Annotated in this window: 14 protein-coding genes; 8 read left to right on the top strand and 6 right to left on the bottom strand. The window is 55.6% G+C overall.

The annotated features are described in order from the left end of the window. Window positions 1-37 precede the first annotated feature (37 nt). Window positions 38-1,408, bottom strand: a complete 1,371-nt coding sequence (locus tag DSD30_RS12480) for an MATE family efflux transporter (protein ID WP_114010011.1) — start codon at window positions 1,406-1,408, stop codon at window positions 38-40. Between the two features lie 154 nt (window positions 1,409-1,562). On the opposite strand from DSD30_RS12480, the gene DSD30_RS12485 reads away from it, so the two are divergent. Next, a complete protein-coding gene (locus tag DSD30_RS12485; RefSeq protein WP_114010429.1) occupies window positions 1,563-1,757 on the top strand; it encodes a hypothetical protein in 195 nt (64 codons plus the stop codon). A gap of 126 nt (window positions 1,758-1,883) precedes the next feature. Here the strand turns inward: DSD30_RS12485 and nqrM are convergent, their stop codons facing one another. Together nqrM and DSD30_RS12495 are read right to left on the bottom strand one after the other, a co-directional pair. Continuing rightward, a complete protein-coding gene (gene nqrM / locus DSD30_RS12490) occupies window positions 1,884-2,138 on the bottom strand; it encodes a (Na+)-NQR maturation NqrM (protein ID WP_114010012.1) in 255 nt (84 codons plus the stop codon). A gap of 111 nt (window positions 2,139-2,249) precedes the next feature. Continuing rightward, complete coding sequence (locus DSD30_RS12495) at window positions 2,250-3,311, bottom strand: FAD:protein FMN transferase (protein ID WP_114010013.1); 1,062 nt, start codon at window positions 3,309-3,311, stop codon at window positions 2,250-2,252. Between the two features lie 352 nt (window positions 3,312-3,663). On the opposite strand from DSD30_RS12495, the gene DSD30_RS12500 reads away from it, so the two are divergent. The 7 genes from DSD30_RS12500 to DSD30_RS12530 all read left to right on the top strand — a co-directional run bounded on the left by DSD30_RS12500 (window position 3,664) and on the right by DSD30_RS12530 (window position 10,547). Beyond that, window positions 3,664-5,013, top strand: a complete 1,350-nt coding sequence (locus DSD30_RS12500) for a Na(+)-translocating NADH-quinone reductase subunit A (protein ID WP_114010014.1) — start codon at window positions 3,664-3,666, stop codon at window positions 5,011-5,013. A 3-nt stretch (window positions 5,014-5,016) separates the two neighbouring features. Beyond that, on the top strand, window positions 5,017-6,225 hold the full coding sequence (locus DSD30_RS12505) for an NADH:ubiquinone reductase (Na(+)-transporting) subunit B (RefSeq protein WP_114010015.1): 1,209 nt from the start codon (window positions 5,017-5,019) through the stop codon (window positions 6,223-6,225). Continuing rightward, window positions 6,218-7,030 carry a Na(+)-translocating NADH-quinone reductase subunit C gene (locus DSD30_RS12510; RefSeq protein ID WP_114010016.1) on the top strand — a complete coding sequence of 271 codons (813 nt, stop codon included), beginning with the start codon at window positions 6,218-6,220 and terminating at the stop codon, window positions 7,028-7,030. The genes DSD30_RS12505 and DSD30_RS12510 overlap by 8 nt, the downstream gene beginning before the upstream one ends. Beyond that, entirely contained in the window at window positions 7,030-7,689 is a 660-nt protein-coding gene (locus tag DSD30_RS12515) for an NADH:ubiquinone reductase (Na(+)-transporting) subunit D (protein WP_114010017.1), read from the top strand. The genes DSD30_RS12510 and DSD30_RS12515 overlap by 1 nt, the downstream gene beginning before the upstream one ends. Before the next feature lie 2 nt (window positions 7,690-7,691). Next, window positions 7,692-8,300 carry an NADH:ubiquinone reductase (Na(+)-transporting) subunit E gene (nqrE, locus tag DSD30_RS12520; protein ID WP_114010018.1) on the top strand — a complete coding sequence of 203 codons (609 nt, stop codon included), beginning with the start codon at window positions 7,692-7,694 and terminating at the stop codon, window positions 8,298-8,300. A 12-nt stretch (window positions 8,301-8,312) separates the two neighbouring features. Continuing rightward, on the top strand, window positions 8,313-9,533 hold the full coding sequence (gene nqrF / locus DSD30_RS12525; RefSeq protein ID WP_114010019.1) for an NADH:ubiquinone reductase (Na(+)-transporting) subunit F: 1,221 nt from the start codon (window positions 8,313-8,315) through the stop codon (window positions 9,531-9,533). 318 nt (window positions 9,534-9,851) lie between these two features. Then, a complete protein-coding gene (locus tag DSD30_RS12530; protein WP_280955313.1) occupies window positions 9,852-10,547 on the top strand; it encodes a GntR family transcriptional regulator in 696 nt (231 codons plus the stop codon). An 86-nt stretch (window positions 10,548-10,633) separates the two neighbouring features. On the opposite strand, the gene DSD30_RS12535 is transcribed toward DSD30_RS12530, so the two are convergent. The 3 genes from DSD30_RS12535 to gcvP form a co-directional block, all read right to left on the bottom strand. After that, window positions 10,634-11,104 (bottom strand): hypothetical protein, encoded by a 471-nt coding sequence (locus DSD30_RS12535; RefSeq protein ID WP_114010021.1) that lies wholly within the window; start codon window positions 11,102-11,104, stop codon window positions 10,634-10,636. Window positions 11,105-11,570: 466 nt separating this feature from the next. Next, window positions 11,571-12,986, bottom strand: coding sequence for an L-serine ammonia-lyase (locus DSD30_RS12540; RefSeq protein ID WP_114010022.1), 1,416 nt, complete (start codon window positions 12,984-12,986; stop codon window positions 11,571-11,573). A 104-nt stretch (window positions 12,987-13,090) separates the two neighbouring features. Continuing rightward, the gene (gcvP, locus tag DSD30_RS12545) at window positions 13,091-15,961 is read right to left on the bottom strand and encodes an aminomethyl-transferring glycine dehydrogenase (RefSeq protein WP_114010023.1); all 2,871 of its coding nucleotides are present in this window, start codon (window positions 15,959-15,961) and stop codon (window positions 13,091-13,093) included. Window positions 15,962-16,138 lie beyond the last annotated feature (177 nt).

Below are 16,138 nucleotides of genomic sequence, written 5' to 3' on the forward strand. Positions count from 1 at the left end.
ATGGCATAAAATTTCCCGCCGCGAAAGAGCGCCGCCTCTACTTCTTGCTGTTCGCGACCAAAAGATGACGCAAACGCAGTCCCATAATGATCAGACGCAGCAATTCCTCGCAGAGCAAGAAACCGAAGGCGACAAAAATCGGCAGCTCAAACAACAGGATTGTCGCCAGCAACAGTGGCAGCCCAAAGCCCCATTGCAGGGCCAACTGCACCCAGAAGACCCATTTGGGCCGATCGGTTGATCGTAAAATCGCGGTGATTGTCACCGAAAGGGTTCGAATCAGCACCAGAAGCGCGGCTTCCGGTATCAGCAGCATGAAATTGATTCGCACGGCCCCTGATATATGCCAGGACAAGCCACCGGTCAGAAGGGTTGCCGCGACAAACAACAAGGCAAGGCGTGGTGCCAATACCCGCAAGGCCGCGAGATTGGAGCGGATTGCAGCATGGAGCGCATCGCTGCCCTTGGGCAGATCTGCGCAGGTGATTGTTGCCGACAGGGCGATAGAGCGGCCCAACACGTTGGAGATCGACAACCATGGAGCCATCAACGCCATCGCGGCAAAATGCAGGTAGGAAAGCTGGGCGAACAGCAACTGGTAGGCCTGAGCACCGACGATCAAGGCCGCTACATTCATCGTCACAGGCACGAGAACCGAACGGGGAAGGGGCGGGGTTGAACGGGCTTCCTGCTCAATGTGTGTGTCGGTATGGACAGAAGTCGTGCGAAAATAGGGATCGCGAGAAAGCTGCGACAGCAGGAAAGCCAGCCGGGCGGATTGGCTGATCAAGGTGGCAATCGCCGCCCCCTTGATGCCCAACTCCGGCGCTCCGAGCCAGCCATAGATCAACAGCGCATTCAGCGTGACATTGAGCGGCACCTCGATCGCAAAGCCCCAAAGCTCGCGCGATGCCTGCCGTCGCACATCGAACGATAGTGACAACAAATAGGCACAGAAGCTGATCGGCAGGCCATAGACCATCAGCTCCAGATACCGCTTGGCAGCAAACCCGACCCCGGACGTGCTGGCCAGATGATCAACCAGAAAATGGATGTTGAATCGGAACAACAGCACCAGCCCCAGACTGATGCCGAGCCCCAGACCGAGCAACAGCCGCAGGCGTTGGGCAAAGAGCTGGGGGCTATCCTCACCAAAAGCGCGTGTCAGCACAATCTGTGAGGCCGAACCAATCCCGAACAGCAGCGCCATGAACAGACCATAGAGGCTGCCAGCCAGACCAAGCCCCGCCAGTGTTTCATCACCAATCGGCCCGACCATGTTGGCGTCGATCAGAATGGCCGACGTGGCGAACAGGCCAGACAGCGACAAAAAGCCCGCCAGCCGCACAATGGACGGCGTGCCGCGGTCAAACAGATCCGGGTGATTGGGGGAAGCGGATACGGACAAAGTGGGCAGGGCTCCAAGGCGTTGGGCTTGACCAATGCATGCCTCGCGCGACCAGAGCCATGTGATCAGGCACGCATGCGCAAGACGGCTTGCATTGGCCGCACATTAGGATAAATTGGCGCCAAAACCAACGCCAAAAACCAAAGGTCTCACAGTGTCCAGCCTCGTGATTTCCAGTTCCTATCTCGGCATTGCCTTGCTCGTGATCTTCTGCCTTGCGGGCAAGGTCTTCCGCGACAATTGGAAACGCAAGGGCGACAACTGGAAACGCAATTGCTGGCTGTCCGGTCTGGTCGCAACCGCCTGCTTCCTTATCCTCGCTTTTGTGCCCTTCGTGCCTCAGGGGTGATACACCAGATCAGATTGCTGAGTCAGTCTGGTTATCGTAGCAAACCCCGCCAGTGCATTGGCAGGCAACAAAAAAGCCGCTCGGCAGTGGGCCAGCGGCTTGTTATCTCTTCTTTCAAACAGTGCTTTAGGCGGCCGAACTTGCGGCTGCCAGTTTTTCAGCTGCCTCACGGGCGGCTTTCTTGCGTGGGCATTCAAGGCGCTCTTTGAGCGGGCTGTTTGGGTCCACAGGCATGGAGCAGACAACGCATTTGTCACTGTCAGAGATCGCATTCAAACCGCCACAAGACCCGGTGATCGGCTTGCGCTTGAACATCACGCCAACGGACATGCCGATAAGAACGACAAGAAAGGCTCCGAATGCGACGAGAAAGGTTTCCATGTCTGTAATCCTTGAGTTGGCCCTTGCGGGCAGTCTATTCTGCTTCCTGCAGTCCCCGACCTTATGGATCAAGATGGGGCGCTTCGTCTTGGCAAATGTCAAGTCAGGCGATCAATCGCCCTTTGACGCAGCCTTGTTTTGTTTCGCCATCAAGGCATCAAAGGCCTTGCTGCTGGAGGTGGCGAAGCCTTCCTCTTCCCGCGTAATGAAATAGGCGGGTATATTCAAACGGTTGGCCATTTCCCGGCCTTCCTCTTCTCCAAGCACCAGCAGGGCTGTTGCCAGTCCATCAGCCCGCATGCCATCGGCTGCCAGCACGGTGACCGACGCCAGATTATGGGTCACGGGCCGCCCGGAAACCGGGTCGATGATGTGAGACATCCGCCGCCCTTCCTCATCGAGGAAGAAATTGCGATAATCCCCCGAGGTGGCCAGACCCATATCCGTAACAGAAACAACCAATTGAACCGCACGTCCGATTTCATTGGGTTTTTCAATGCCGACACGCCATGGTACACCCATGTCATTGACACCGCGTGCGATCAGATCGCCACCAATCTCTACCAGATAATCCGTAATGCCATGTTTCTCAAGAGTGCGGGCGATCAAATCTGCGCTATAACCCTTGGCAATGGCGCCCAGATTGACGGATACCGCACCACGCCGCTTGCGCAAGGACGGCGGGTCGTTGCGCAGTTCCAGCAGGCTGTCCTGCCCCACATTGGCAAGGGCGGCATCGATTTCGACTTTGCTGGGCAGGGTCTCGTTGTCTTCCGGCCCAAAGCCCCACATGTCGATCAGGGGCGAGAGCGTGATGTCAAACCGACCGTTGCTCTCTGCATGGATCCGTTGCGCTTCCTGCAAGACCTCAAGGAAGGTCGGTGAAATGTCCTGCCAGTTGGTCGACGGACTCGCATTGAACCGGGAAATCTCGGTGTCATCCGTCCAGTTGTTCAGTTTGTCGTTGGCATTATCCAGCGTCGCCTTGATATCGTTATAAAGTGCCTCCTTGTCGATTTTTCCGCGGGCCCTGAGGGCTTTGATCGTGTAGGAGGTGCCCATCGTGTTGCCGCGCAAAATATATTGATCTGTCTGGTCTGCCAGCAGATCACAACCGGCCAGCAGCAGGCTGCTCAGGATGAGCGACACAATGGGAAGGAAACGCAGGGACATGAGGGCTATTACTCTTTCGGCCTTAGTTGGCTAATTTGCCAAACTTGCAACATCACAAATCGCTGCCGACAGGATCGAGACGGCCCGCTGCAATTTGCTATAGCTCGGTGGTTTCATACCAAAATTGTCTTAAGTCAAGGCAAGAAAATCCTGAACCTGCCATTGAAACGGTGGAAATAACGGAAAAAATTTTCCATTTTTGGGCCTCCGCATTCGGTTCAATTGCAAAACACACCCAATGGCTTCCGATTGGGCTTGAATTGTTAAGATTCCATCGTTAGCAAGAGGACGCTGCTAAGCTCGACAAATGCTGCCACAACGGCGCAATTCACTTACGAAATCAAGGTATGCTATGAAGCTAAAAAAAGGATTGGATCTGCCGATATCCGGCGCTCCTGTCCAGACCATTCATGAAGGGCCAAAAATCTCCAAAGTGGCTTTGAATGGTCGGGACTTCATCGGCCTCAAACCCAAGATGCTCGTTGCTGAGGGGGAGAAAGTCAAGAAGGGTCAACCTCTCTTTTTACACAAAGCTTCAGAAGATGTGATGTATGTGGCGCCTGGTGGCGGAACCATCACTGCGATCAATCGTGGCGCACGTCGCGTGCTTGAAACGATTGTCATCTCTCTGGACGAAGTGGAAGAAGAAGTCACCTTTGAGGCAACCGACGCCAAGCAATTGGTGAATCTCTCGCGTGAAAATGTGCAGAAGCGTTTGTATGAGAGCGGGCAGTGGACCTTCTTCAAAACGCGTCCTTATTCCTACGTGCCGCAACAGGATAGCGTACCGCACTCGATCTTCGTGACCGCAATGGATACCGATCCGCTTTGCGCCGACGCGAAGGTCGTCATCGAAGCCAATGCCGCTGCATTCACGGCTGGTCTCGATGTGATCTCGACCCTTACCGAAGGTCGGATCTATGTTTGTCACCACGCCAATGACAAGCTACCGCACAGTGCGGCAGATCATGTCAGCTTTGAGAGCTTCGATGGTCCGCATCCGGCAGGCCTGCCCGGAACCCACATCCATTTCCTTGATCCCGTCAGCGCAGAGAAAACCGTCTGGTCGATCTCCTACGCTGATGTGATTGCCATCGGTAACCTGTTCACCACAGGGAAGATCGATACCAACCGCACGATCTCGCTGGCAGGCCCGATGGCCGTCAAGCCACGTCTGATCACCACGCGCGTTGGCGCTTCTACCGACGAGATCACCGCAGGCGAAGCCGAAGTCGGCATCGATTGCCGCGTGATTTCCGGCTCTGTTCTCTCGGGTAGCCATGCCCATGACCAGTTTGCCTTCCTCTCCCACTCTGCCCGACAGGTTACCCTGATCGAGGAAGATGAGAAGCAACGGGTTCTTGGCTGGATCAATCCCGCACAGGGCAGTTGGTCCTTCACCAATGTTCATCTCAGTTCGATTTTTGGTGCGGGCAAGAAATTTGCTTTCGGTTCCAACCAGCGCGGTGGCCGCCGTGCAATGGTGCCGTTCGGATCCTATGAACGCGTGATGCCGCTGGATATCCTCCCAACCCAGCTGCTGCGTGCGATCCTGACCGTCGATACGGATCTGGCCCAGAAACTGGGTGCACTGGAGCTTGCAGAGGAAGATCTCGCGCTGTGCAGTTTCATTTGCCATTCGAAATATGAGTATGGCGAAGCCTTGCGTATCAATCTCACCAAAATCGAAAAAGAGGGCTAAATCGTGGGTTTGCGCAATTTTTTCGACAGCATTGAGCCGCATTTCCATAAAGGCGGCAAGCTGCACAAGTATTACGCCCTCTTCGAGATGGTGGAATCCTTCATTTACACGCCCAAGACCGTGACCAAAGTCGCGCCACATGCGCGCGATGACATCGATCTCAAGCGTGTCATGTCCTATGTCTGGGTCTGCACCTTCCCGTGCATTCTCTTTGCCATGTATAATACCGGATACAACACCAACGCGGCGATCGCCCAACTTGGTCTGACCGACGTGCCCGGTATTCGTGCCATGATCCTGTCGATGCTTGGCATTGGCTTTGATCCCAACAACTTCATTGCCTGCATTCTGCATGGTGCGATGTATCTCGTGCCGATCTATGCCGTGACGATGGCCGTCGGTGGCGCTGTTGAGGTGCTGTTTGCAATTGTCCGCGGTCACGAGATCAACGAGGGTTTCTTTGTTACCTCGGTGCTCTATGTGCTGATCGTTCCTGCTTCAACCCCGCTCTGGATGGTTGGTCTGGGCATCGCCTTTGGTGTTGTTATGGGCAAGGAAGTGTTCGGCGGCACCGGCAAGAACTTCCTCAACCCGGCACTGGTTGCCCGTGCTTTCCTCTATTTTGCCTATCCGGCCTATATGTCCGGTGATGCGGTCTGGACCCCTGTCGATGGCTATACTGGCGCAACCGCGCTTGGTGTCAGCGCGCTTCAGGGCATGGAAGGTCTCGCAGCAATGGGCCTGACCTGGTGGGATGCCTTCTTCGGCTTCATGGATGGCTCACTCGGCGAAACGTCGGCTCTGGCCTGCCTGATTGGCGGTTTGGTTCTGATGGTTGCCAAGATTGCCAACTGGCGGTTGATCGTCGGTTGTCTGGCCGGCACCATCGTCTTCGCGACCCTGTTGAACCTGATCGGTTCCGACACCAACCCGATGTTCGCAATGCCATTCTGGTGGCACTTCGTACTGGGTGGTTATGCTTTCGGTCTGTTCTTCATGGTCACCGAGCCGGTAACCGCCTCTCACACCGACTGGGGGCGTTTCTGGTACGGTGTTTTGATCGGTTTCATGGTCATCATGATCCGCGTCATCAACCCTGCTTTCCCAGAAGGCATGATGCTCGCGATCCTGTTTGGGAATATCTTTGCGCCACTGATCGACTATGTCGTCGTGCGTGCCAACATCAAGCGGAGGGTTGCTCGCAATGCCTGAAGCGACTGAAAAAAATCTCGGACCTGTGGGTCGTTTTCTGGCGATGCCAGCGGACAACCCTGTCAAGACAGTCATTGTGGCTGTTGGCCTGTGTCTTTTCTGCTCCATGATCGTGTCGGCAGCTGCTGTTGCGCTCAAGCCCATTCAGGAACAGAACAAGGTGCTGGACAAGAAGCGCAACATTCTCGAGGTCGCTGGTCTCTACAAGCCCGGCATCAACATCTCGGAAGCCTTCTCCAATATTGAAGCACGCGTTGTCGATCTGGAAACCGGCAAGTTCACCGAGGCGGTGGATCCGGCAACCTATGACCAGCGTGCTGCAGCCAAGGATCCAGCTCAGTCCATCAAACTGGACGATGATCCTGCGAGCATTGGTCGTAAGGCCAAACTGGCCTCGGTTTACCTGATCCGTGATGATGCTGGCGAGATCCAGACGATCATTCTGCCAGTTCATGGCTATGGTCTGTGGTCGACCCTTTATGGCTTTGTGGCTCTGAAGTCCGATGGCAACGAAGTGTCCGGCTTCCAGTTCTACGAACATGCTGAAACGCCGGGTCTCGGCGCTGAGGTCGACAATCCGAACTGGAAGGCCCTGTGGCCCGGTAAAAAAATCTATGACGAGGATGGTGCAGTGAAAATCACTGTTGCCAAGGGTGTTCCGTCCGCCAACATGGCAGACTATCACATTGACAGCCTTGCCGGTGCTTCGCTGACAGCACGCGGCGTTGATAATCTCGTTCGTTTCTGGATGGGCGATCAGGGCTTCAAGCAATTCCTCGACAACCTTAAAGCGGGAGAGGCTTAATGTCTGAACCAAGCAAAAAGGAAATGATGCTGGATCCGTTGGTCGACAACAACCCGATCACTCTTCAGGTTCTGGGCATCTGTTCTGCGCTCGCGGTGACCTCTTCGCTGAAGGTGGCTGCTGTGATGTCGATCGCCGTGATTTTCGTGACGGCTTTCTCCAGCTTCTTCATCTCGGTTATCCGTAACCATATCCCGAACAACATCCGCATTATCGTGCAGATGATCATCATTGCCTCTTTGGTGATCCTGGTTGACCAGATCCTCAAGGCCTATGCCTTCGAGATCTCCAAGACCCTGTCGGTCTTTGTTGGCCTGATCATCACCAACTGCATCGTGATGGGGCGCGCGGAAGCCTTCGCCATGAAGAACCCGCCCGTCGCTTCCTTCCTTGACGGGGTGGGCAATGGTCTGGGCTACACGCTGATCCTGATGTTGGTTGGCGTTGTCCGTGAACTGTTCGGTGCAGGCTCGCTGTTCGGCGTCACCATTCTGGAAACCGTGAATAACGGTGGTTGGTATGTGCCAAATGGCATGCTGCTGCTGCCACCAAGCGCCTTCTTCCTGATTGGCCTCATCATCTGGGCCTTCCGCACCTGGAAACCAAAACAGGTCGAAGCCCGTGAATTCAAAATCGTTGAACAAGAGGGAGGCCACTAAGAATGGAAGGTCTCGTTTCTCTAGCCGTCAAGGCTGTCTTCATTGAGAACCTTGCGCTCTCCTTCTTTCTGGGTATGTGTACGTTTCTGGCCGTATCCAAAAAGGTTGAAACCGCGCTTGGTCTGGGCATCTCGGTCACGGTCGTGCAGGCCATTACCGTACCTGCCAACAACCTGATCCTGACCTACCTGTTGAATGACGGGGCGCTGTCATGGTTGGGTCTTGGCAACGTGGATCTCCGCTTCCTTGGTCTGATTTCCTATATCGGCGTCATCGCCGCGATGGTGCAGATTCTGGAAATGATCCTCGATCGCTTCTTCCCCGCCCTTTACAACGCATTGGGCATCTTCCTGCCACTGATCACCGTGAACTGCGCCATTCTTGGTGGCTCGCTCTTCATGGTGGAGCGTGATTACAACTTCGCTGAAGCCACCACCTACGGCATCTTCTCCGGTGTTGGCTGGGCGCTGGCAATCACCGCCATGGCAGGCGTTCGTGAAAAGCTGAAATATTCTGATATCCCGGCGGGTCTTCAGGGTCTCGGCATTACCTTCATCACCGCAGGGTTGATGGCCATGGGCTTCATGGCTTTCTCCGGCGTGAAGCTGTAAGGGAGATTTGAAATGCAAGAATTTACCCTAGGCATCACGTTCTTTACCCTGATCGTGCTGGCCCTGGTGTTCCTCATCCTGTTTGCCCGTGGCCGTCTGGTCTCGAGCGGCAATGTGAACATCACCATCAACGGCGAGCGTACGATTTCCGTACCGGCTGGTGGCAAACTGCTGGGCGTATTGGCTGGCGAAAAAATCTTCGTTCCATCTGCCTGTGGCGGCGGCGGGACCTGTGCCCAGTGTCGCTGTAAGGTCCTAGATGGTGGCGGCTCGATCCTGCCGACTGAGGAAACCCACATCACCAAGCGTGAAGCGCGCGAAGGCGATCGCCTGTCCTGTCAGGTGGCCGTCAAGCAGGACATGGTCATCGAGGTGCCTGAAGAAGTCTTCGGCGTCAAGAAGTGGGAATGCACCGTCAAGTCCAACGAAAACGTCGCGACCTTCATCAAAAATCTGGTGCTCGAACTGCCGGAAGGCGAGAATGTCAACTTCCGCGCAGGTGGTTACATTCAGATCGAAGCTCCGGCCCATGTCGTGAACTACACCGACTTCGACATCGAAGAGGAATATCGCGAGGACTGGGACAAGTTCAATCTCTGGAAATTCACCTCCAAGGTTGATGAGCCGGTCGAGCGCGCCTATTCCATGGCCAACTATCCGGAAGAAAAAGGCGTCATCATGCTCAATGTGCGTGTCGCTTCGCCACCTCCGGGTCAGGATCATCTGCCTCCGGGCAAGATGTCGTCCTACATCTTTAATCTCAAGCCGGGTGACAAGGTCACCATTTCCGGTCCGTTCGGTGAGTTCTTCGCCCGCGATACCAAGAAAGAAATGGTCTTTGTCGGTGGTGGTGCCGGTATGGCACCGATGCGGTCTCATATCTTTGATCAGTTGAAGCGGATCAAGACCGATCGCAAGATCACCTTCTGGTATGGGGCCCGCTCCAAGCGTGAAATGTTCTTTGTTGAGGACTTTGATCAACTGGCCGCGGAAAATCCAAACTTCGAGTGGCATGTGGCACTGTCCGATGCGCTGCCTGAGGATGATTGGGACGGTTACACCGGCTTTATTCATAACGTGCTGTATGACGAATATCTGAAGAACCATGAGGCTCCGGAAGATTGCGAATACTACATGTGCGGACCTCCGATCATGAACCAGTCTGTGATCAACATGCTGCTTGATCTGGGCGTTGATCGCGAAGACATCATGCTTGACGACTTCGGCGGCTAATCGCCTCCACTGAGCACAATTCGAAAAGGCCGGGATGCTGTCATCCCGGCTTTTTTGTATGAATAGATCAGAATGCCACTGCCGTGGATTGATCATATTGGACGCTTTACAACAATAGATTGCATTCATATTATTGATTCATAATATACTCTTTGCTCGGAATGAAATGACAGACGCGTTTGGGAAATTGCGTCCCACGAACTCGTCTCGACTGACCCTGTTGTCTGACCAGATTATCTGAATCGTTTGGTTGTGGGCCTTTTTCGAACTTCAGGGTGCAATTGGAAAGCTGTTTCCATCACCAGAGCTAGGACCATCGTGGCACCAAATATCGGATATCAGGAAATCAGAACACGGATTCTCGAAAGGATCCGGAGCAAGCAATGGCCGTTGGGATCGGCTTTGCCATCCGAGGTTGCCCTGGCTGCAGAATTCAAATGTGCCCGCGCAACGGTCAATCGGGCTTTGGTGCTGTTGGCAGAAGAAGGCATCATTGACCGGAAACGCAAGGCCGGAAGCCGTGTCAGTCGGTTTCCCAAAAAACTCTCGAAGATTGAACTGAAGCTCATTCGGACTGAACTGGAGGAGTGCGGTCAAAGCTATCAATGCAAACAACTGGCACGATCTTTTGGGGCTCCACCTGTCTGGTCGGTTGAGGATGGCAGCTTTGCTCCTCAGGAGCAGGTGCTCCATATCGAAAGCTTGCATTTTGGTGATGGCAAACCGGTTCAGCATCAGCGCTCATGGATTAACGCGACACAATTGCCTCAGGTTGTGGATCAGAGTTTCGACTGTGCAGCCCCATGCGAGTGGTTGTTGCAAGAGTGCCCGTTGTGCAACGGCACCTATTGGTATGAAGCTGTCGCTCTGGATGCAAGCACTGCCGATCACCTTGGGCTCGAAGAACGTGCCCCAGTCATTTTAATGAGCCTGCATTTGATATGTGATGGCGGAACCATTGCAAGAGTTGAGAAGGTCTATAGCGGTGGTTTTAGCTTAACTGGCTCTTTTTGACATCAGGCTGTTAATCATCAAGTGCCGTGTAACCTTCTGCCGCACGAAGAGCAGAGCCGCAAAGGGCAACTCCGTTGAACTCAGTTTCACTGACATGGGCCATCAAGCTTGCGTGCATAGCGTTCGATGATCGGCTCCCATCGTGGTTTTTCACTGCCAGGAAAGCTGAAATAGATGTGATGCACTGGACCACCCGTGCATCCTTCTGCCCGCAAATAATAGATCTCATCTCCGTCCCAACCGGACAAAACGAACCAGCTGTTGCCGCCCGCCTGATAGGTAATTGACTGGCCGCTATCAAGATAAATGCCGGTGAGATAGTCCCGGTAATCCGCCAACCGATCACCAGCAATGTTGTGAGCGCCATAAACAGAGACAGTGCCGCGCAAGACCGGATGGGAAAAGCTTCGTCCGTCTCCATTGGTCGGGGCAGGGGATGCACGAAAATCGGCTGGCAGCACAGCCGTTGTGCCAAAGCGGCTGTTTCGATATTGGACATCATCAGCCAGCGCCGGGCCAGTGAGCATCAAAAGGACAAAAGCAAACAGACGGATCATGGAACAGGCTCCCGAACACCGGAAATTATAACAGACGTGTTTTCAAGATTTATCACAGCAATAGCTTCAAGGCGAGCGGCCTTGATGCCGCGACTGGTGCGCAAACGCAAAGGCTATCGACCAGAATGAAGCGAGGTGGGCCCGAATGTCAGCATTCGGGCAAATTGACAGCGAGGCCGCCACAAGATAAGCCACCGGAGCGGAGCGCAGGTGATCAGCTTATCGACCAGAATGAAGCGAGGCGGGCCCGAATGTCAGCCTTCGGGCAAATTGACAGCGAGGCCGCCACAAGATAAGCCGCCGGAGCGGAGCGCAGGTGATCAGCTTATCGACAGAAATGAAGCGAGGCGGGCCCGAATGTCAGCATTCGGGCAAATTGACAGCGAGGCCGCCACAAGATAAGCCGCCGGAGCGGAGCGCAGGTGATCAGCTTATCGACAGAAATGAAGCGAGGCGGGCCCGAATGTCAGCATTCGGGTAAGTTCACTGCGAGCCCGCCGAGCGACGTCTCCTTGTATTTCTCGCCCATATCCTTGCCGGTTTCCCACATTGTTTTGATGCAATTATCGAGTGGCATGAAATGCGTGCCGTCGCCATGCAGAGAAAGCGAGGCAGCAGACACCGCCTTGATGGCGCCAAGGCCATTGCGTTCGATGCAGGGGACTTGCACGAGGCCTTTGACCGGATCGCAGGTCATGCCCAGATGATGTTCAAGGGCGATCTCGGCGGCATTTTCGATCTGCTCGTTGCTGCCGCCCAAAGCGGCACAGAGCCCACCAGCGGACATAGCTGCCGCTGAACCAACTTCGGCCTGACAACCTGCTTCTGCCCCCGAAATGGAGGCATTGTGTTTGATCAGCCCGCCGATGGCGGCTGCTGTCAGCAAAAAGGCGCGAATGCCCTCATCGCTCGAACCGGGGCATTGATCCCGATAATAGCGCAGCACGGACGGGATCACCCCGGACGCACCATTGGTCGGCGCAGTGACAACCCGCCCACCAGCAGCATTTTCCTCATTCACCGCCATGGCATAGAGGCTGAGCCAGTCATTGACCTGATGCGGCATGGGTTGATTGTTGCCCCGGTCGGCAATCAGCCGCTCGCGGATCGCTTTGGCGCGGCGCTTGACATAGAGGCCCCCCGGCAATTCGCCCTCTTTCTCAAGACCCCTGTCGATCACTGCCCGCATCGTGTGCCACAAGCGATCAAGACCCGACAGCAGGGCCTCGCGACTCAGCTCCACTTCCTCGTTGGCCTGTTTCATCTCGGCAATGGTAAGGCCTGATTTTGCTCCCATCTCCAACATTTCTGCAGCCGAACCGAATGGATAGGGATAGCCCGCTGCCGCCTGCTCCTTGTGCAGATCCTTGGGGTCGTGGCTGATCTGCTCGTCCAACTCGCTGGCCGTGACAATGAAGCCGCCGCCGATGGAATAATAGGTGGCGCTGGCCAGTATCCGGTTGCCCTCGCCATAGGCAAAAAGCTTCATGCCATTGGCGTGGCCGGGCAGGGGGGGGCCATAGTCAAAAACCAGATCTTCGTCCGGGTTGAAGCGCAGCCGCTCAAAACCATCCGGCTCAATGTGTTTTTCTTCACGGATACGCGCTTCCAGCCCTTCGGCTTTATCCGGATCGAGCTTGTCCGGCGTGATGCCAATGAGCCCGAGGATCACGGCCCGGTCCGTCGCGTGTCCCTTGCCGGTGAAGGCCAGCGAGCCATGTAGCGCGCAAGAGACACGCCGCACCTGTTGGGCACTGACGCCCATGAAAATACCGCTCCGCAGGTCGTCCATAAACCGCGCCGCCGCATTCATTGGCCCCATCGTGTGGGACGATGAGGGGCCAACGCCGATCTTGAAAATATCAAAGACGGACAGAAACATGCTTGGTCCCCCCCTTTGCCAACACAGTTAGAGCCATTTGCAGATGCCAGATACAAAACAGCCTGCTTCGGGCCTCATCCCAAAAGCAGGCTGCTTTTCGTTCGCTATTCAGCCGCCTCGTCGGCATAGTCTTCCATTGGCGGGCAGGTGCAGACCAGATTGCGGTCGCCATAGGCATTGTCGACCCGGTTCACCGGAGGCCAATATTTGTCGACCTCAAAGGCACCGGCCGGGAAGCAACCCTGTTCGCGGCTATAAGGCCGATCCCATTCGCCGACCAGATCCCGCATGGTGTGTGGGGCATGTTTCAGCGGGTTGTTTTCGCGGTCAATCTTGCCGTCTTCGATATCCTGCGCTTCGCGGCGGATGTCGAGCATGGCGGCAATGAAGCGATCCAGTTCGGCCTGTGGTTCGGATTCCGTTGGCTCCACCATCAAGGTGCCAGCCACTGGCCAACTCATGGTTGGCGCATGGAAGCCATTGTCCATCAGACGCTTGGCAACGTCATCGACGGTCACGCCGCAGCTGTCATTGAGGGGACGGGTGTCGAGGATGCATTCATGGGCCACCAGACCGGAAGCCGAGCTATACAGAACGTCATAGGCATCTTTGAGGCTCGCCGCGATATAGTTGGCATTGAGGATCGCCACCTTGGTGGCCTGGGTCAGGCCTTCGCCGCCCATAAGAAGGCAATAGGCCCAGCTGACCGGCAGGATGGAAGGCGAGCCAAATGGCGCTGCCGATACCGGACCAATGGTCGCATCCCGTTCCGGGTGACCGGGGAGGTAAGGCGCCAGATGCGCCTTGACGCCAATCGGACCCATGCCCGGACCGCCGCCACCATGGGGAATGCAGAAGGTCTTGTGCAGGTTCAAATGGCTGACATCGCCGCCAATGTCCCCTGGACGGGACAAGCCGACCATGGCGTTCATGTTGGCCCCATCAATATAGACCTGTCCGCCATGCTCATGGGTGATGGCGCAAACCTCTTGCACGGTTTCCTCAAACACCCCATGGGTGGAAGGATAGGTGATCATGCAGGCCGCCAGTTCATTGGCATGTTTCTCGGCCTTGGCGCGGAAGTCTTCCACGTCAATGTCGCCATTGTCTGCCGATTTGACCGCAATGACCTTCCAGCCAACCATCTGGGCCGATGCCGGGTTGGTGCCATGCGCCGAGGTCGGGATCAGACAGATATTGCGATGGCCTTCACCGCGCGACACATGATAGTTGCGGATGGTGATCAGGCCCGCATATTCCCCTTGTGCGCCAGAGTTTGGCTGCTGGGAAATGGCGTCATAGCCAGTCACCTGACACAATTTGACATTCAGATCGTCGATCATTTCCTTGTAACCAAGGGCCTGATCTTCCGGAACGAAAGGATGCAGGTTGGCAAATTCCGGCCAAGTCACCGGGATCATCTCGATCGTCGCATTCAGCTTCATGGTGCAAGAGCCAAGCGGGATCATCGCCCGGTCCAGCGCCAGATCGCGGTCAGCAAGGCGACGCATATAACGGGTGATCTCGGCTTCTGCGCGGTTGAGATGGAAGATCGGATGGGTCAGATAGTCGGTCTCGCGCAGATTGGCAGTCGGCAGACGATATTCCACATCTTCAATCCGCTCATGCTCCACCGCACCATAGGACAGATCGCCGCCAAAGCTCTTCCAGACCGCTTCCACGGTTTCCGGACGGGTCTGTTCGTCAAGGCTGATGCCGATCTTGGTCTCACCGATTTTGCGCAGATTGATGCCATTGGACACAGCAGCATTGAGGATCACCCCTTGCAAGGCACCGACGTTGACGGTCAGCGTGTCAAAAAACACATCTGGCTCCGGGTTGAAACCGAGTTTCTGCAGGCCACTGGCCAGACGCACGGTCATCCGGTGCACATATTGGGCAATCGCCTTGATGCCTTCGGGACCATGATAGACCGCATACATTGAGGCGATTACTGCGAGCAGCGCCTGCGCGGTGCAGACGTTGGAATTGGCTTTTTCACGGCGAATATGCTGCTCGCGGGTCTGCAAGGACAGACGGTAAGCCTTGCGACCACGGGCATCAATCGACACGCCGATGATGCGGCCTGGCATGGAGCGTTTGAAGGCATCGCGGCAAGACATGTAAGCGGCGTGCGGGCCACCATAGCCAAGCGGCACGCCAAAGCGCTGGGTCGAGCCAACGGCAATATCCGCGCCCATTTCTCCCGGCGATTTCAGCAAAGCCAGTGATAGCGGATCGGCGATCACAATGCCGAGGGCTTTGTTGTCATGCAGCTGAGCGATCAGGCCGGTAAAGTCGCGCACATGGCCATAGGTGCCGGGATATTGGAAGATCGCGCCAAAGACCTCAGTCGGGTCAAGATCATCCGGATTGCCGATTTTGACCTCAATGCCCAGCGGCTCGGCCCGTGTCTCGATGACGGCAATATTCTGCGGATGACAATTTTCGTCAACAAAGAAGATGTTGGCTTTGGATTTCGACGCCCGCTTGGCCATGGTCATGGCTTCGGCAGCAGCCGTTGCTTCGTCCAGCAGGGAGGCGTTGGCGATTTCCAGACCCGTCAGGTCAGACACCATGGTCTGGAAGTTGAGCAGGGCTTCGAGGCGACCCTGACTGATTTCAGGCTGATACGGGGTGTAAGCGGTGTACCAAGCTGGATTTTCCAGAATGTTGCGCAGGATTACCGGCGGCGTCGCGGTGCCATAATAGCCCTGACCGATCAGCGGGGTGAGAAGTTTGTTCTTTGACGCCACCTTGCGCATATGATGCAGTGTGTCGCGCTCGCTGAGCGCCGGACCCCAATGAAGCGGCTCGGTCTGACGGATGGAGGAAGGCACGGTCGCGTCAATCAGGGCATCAAGGTCGGCATAGCCGATCACCTTGAGCATCGATTCCATTTCCTTCGGCGAAGGGCCGATATGGCGTCGATTGGCGAAATCATAGGGGGCATACCGGGTCGGTTTGAAGGTCATCACGCGCTCCTCACTTCGTGCACCAACCAAACGTGGTGCATCGCGGCCGCATCGCAGCCAGTCTCATCCAGTCATGGACAGGCCTTGGTGCGCCATGGGGGTCAATCATGCCGGTGTGATGACCCTCGAAAATACCCCGTCCAAACGGGGGCACGCTGCGGACTGTCACTTGAGTTT

Origin of the sequence: Cohaesibacter intestini (genome assembly GCF_003324485.1) — a bacterium.
Classification (GTDB): domain Bacteria; phylum Pseudomonadota; class Alphaproteobacteria; order Rhizobiales; family Cohaesibacteraceae; genus Cohaesibacter; species Cohaesibacter intestini.

What these genes read in the sequence shown, in the direction of transcription:
- nqrM (WP_114010012.1), bottom strand. Translation starts at nt 2,138, where the DNA reads ATGGAAACCTTTCTCGTCGCATTCGGAGCCTTTCTTGTCGTTCTTATC.
- DSD30_RS12495 (WP_114010013.1), bottom strand. Translation starts at nt 3,311, where the DNA reads ATGTCCCTGCGTTTCCTTCCCATTGTGTCGCTCATCCTGAGCAGCCTG.
- DSD30_RS12500 (WP_114010014.1), top strand. Translation starts at nt 3,664, where the DNA reads ATGAAGCTAAAAAAAGGATTGGATCTGCCGATATCCGGCGCTCCTGTC.
- DSD30_RS12510 (WP_114010016.1), top strand. Translation starts at nt 6,218, where the DNA reads ATGCCTGAAGCGACTGAAAAAAATCTCGGACCTGTGGGTCGTTTTCTG.
- DSD30_RS12515 (WP_114010017.1), top strand. Translation starts at nt 7,030, where the DNA reads ATGTCTGAACCAAGCAAAAAGGAAATGATGCTGGATCCGTTGGTCGAC.
- nqrE (WP_114010018.1), top strand. Translation starts at nt 7,692, where the DNA reads ATGGAAGGTCTCGTTTCTCTAGCCGTCAAGGCTGTCTTCATTGAGAAC.
- nqrF (WP_114010019.1), top strand. Translation starts at nt 8,313, where the DNA reads ATGCAAGAATTTACCCTAGGCATCACGTTCTTTACCCTGATCGTGCTG.
- DSD30_RS12535 (WP_114010021.1), bottom strand. Translation starts at nt 11,104, where the DNA reads ATGATCCGTCTGTTTGCTTTTGTCCTTTTGATGCTCACTGGCCCGGCG.
- DSD30_RS12540 (WP_114010022.1), bottom strand. Translation starts at nt 12,986, where the DNA reads ATGTTTCTGTCCGTCTTTGATATTTTCAAGATCGGCGTTGGCCCCTCA.
- gcvP (WP_114010023.1), bottom strand. Translation starts at nt 15,961, where the DNA reads ATGACCTTCAAACCGACCCGGTATGCCCCCTATGATTTCGCCAATCGA.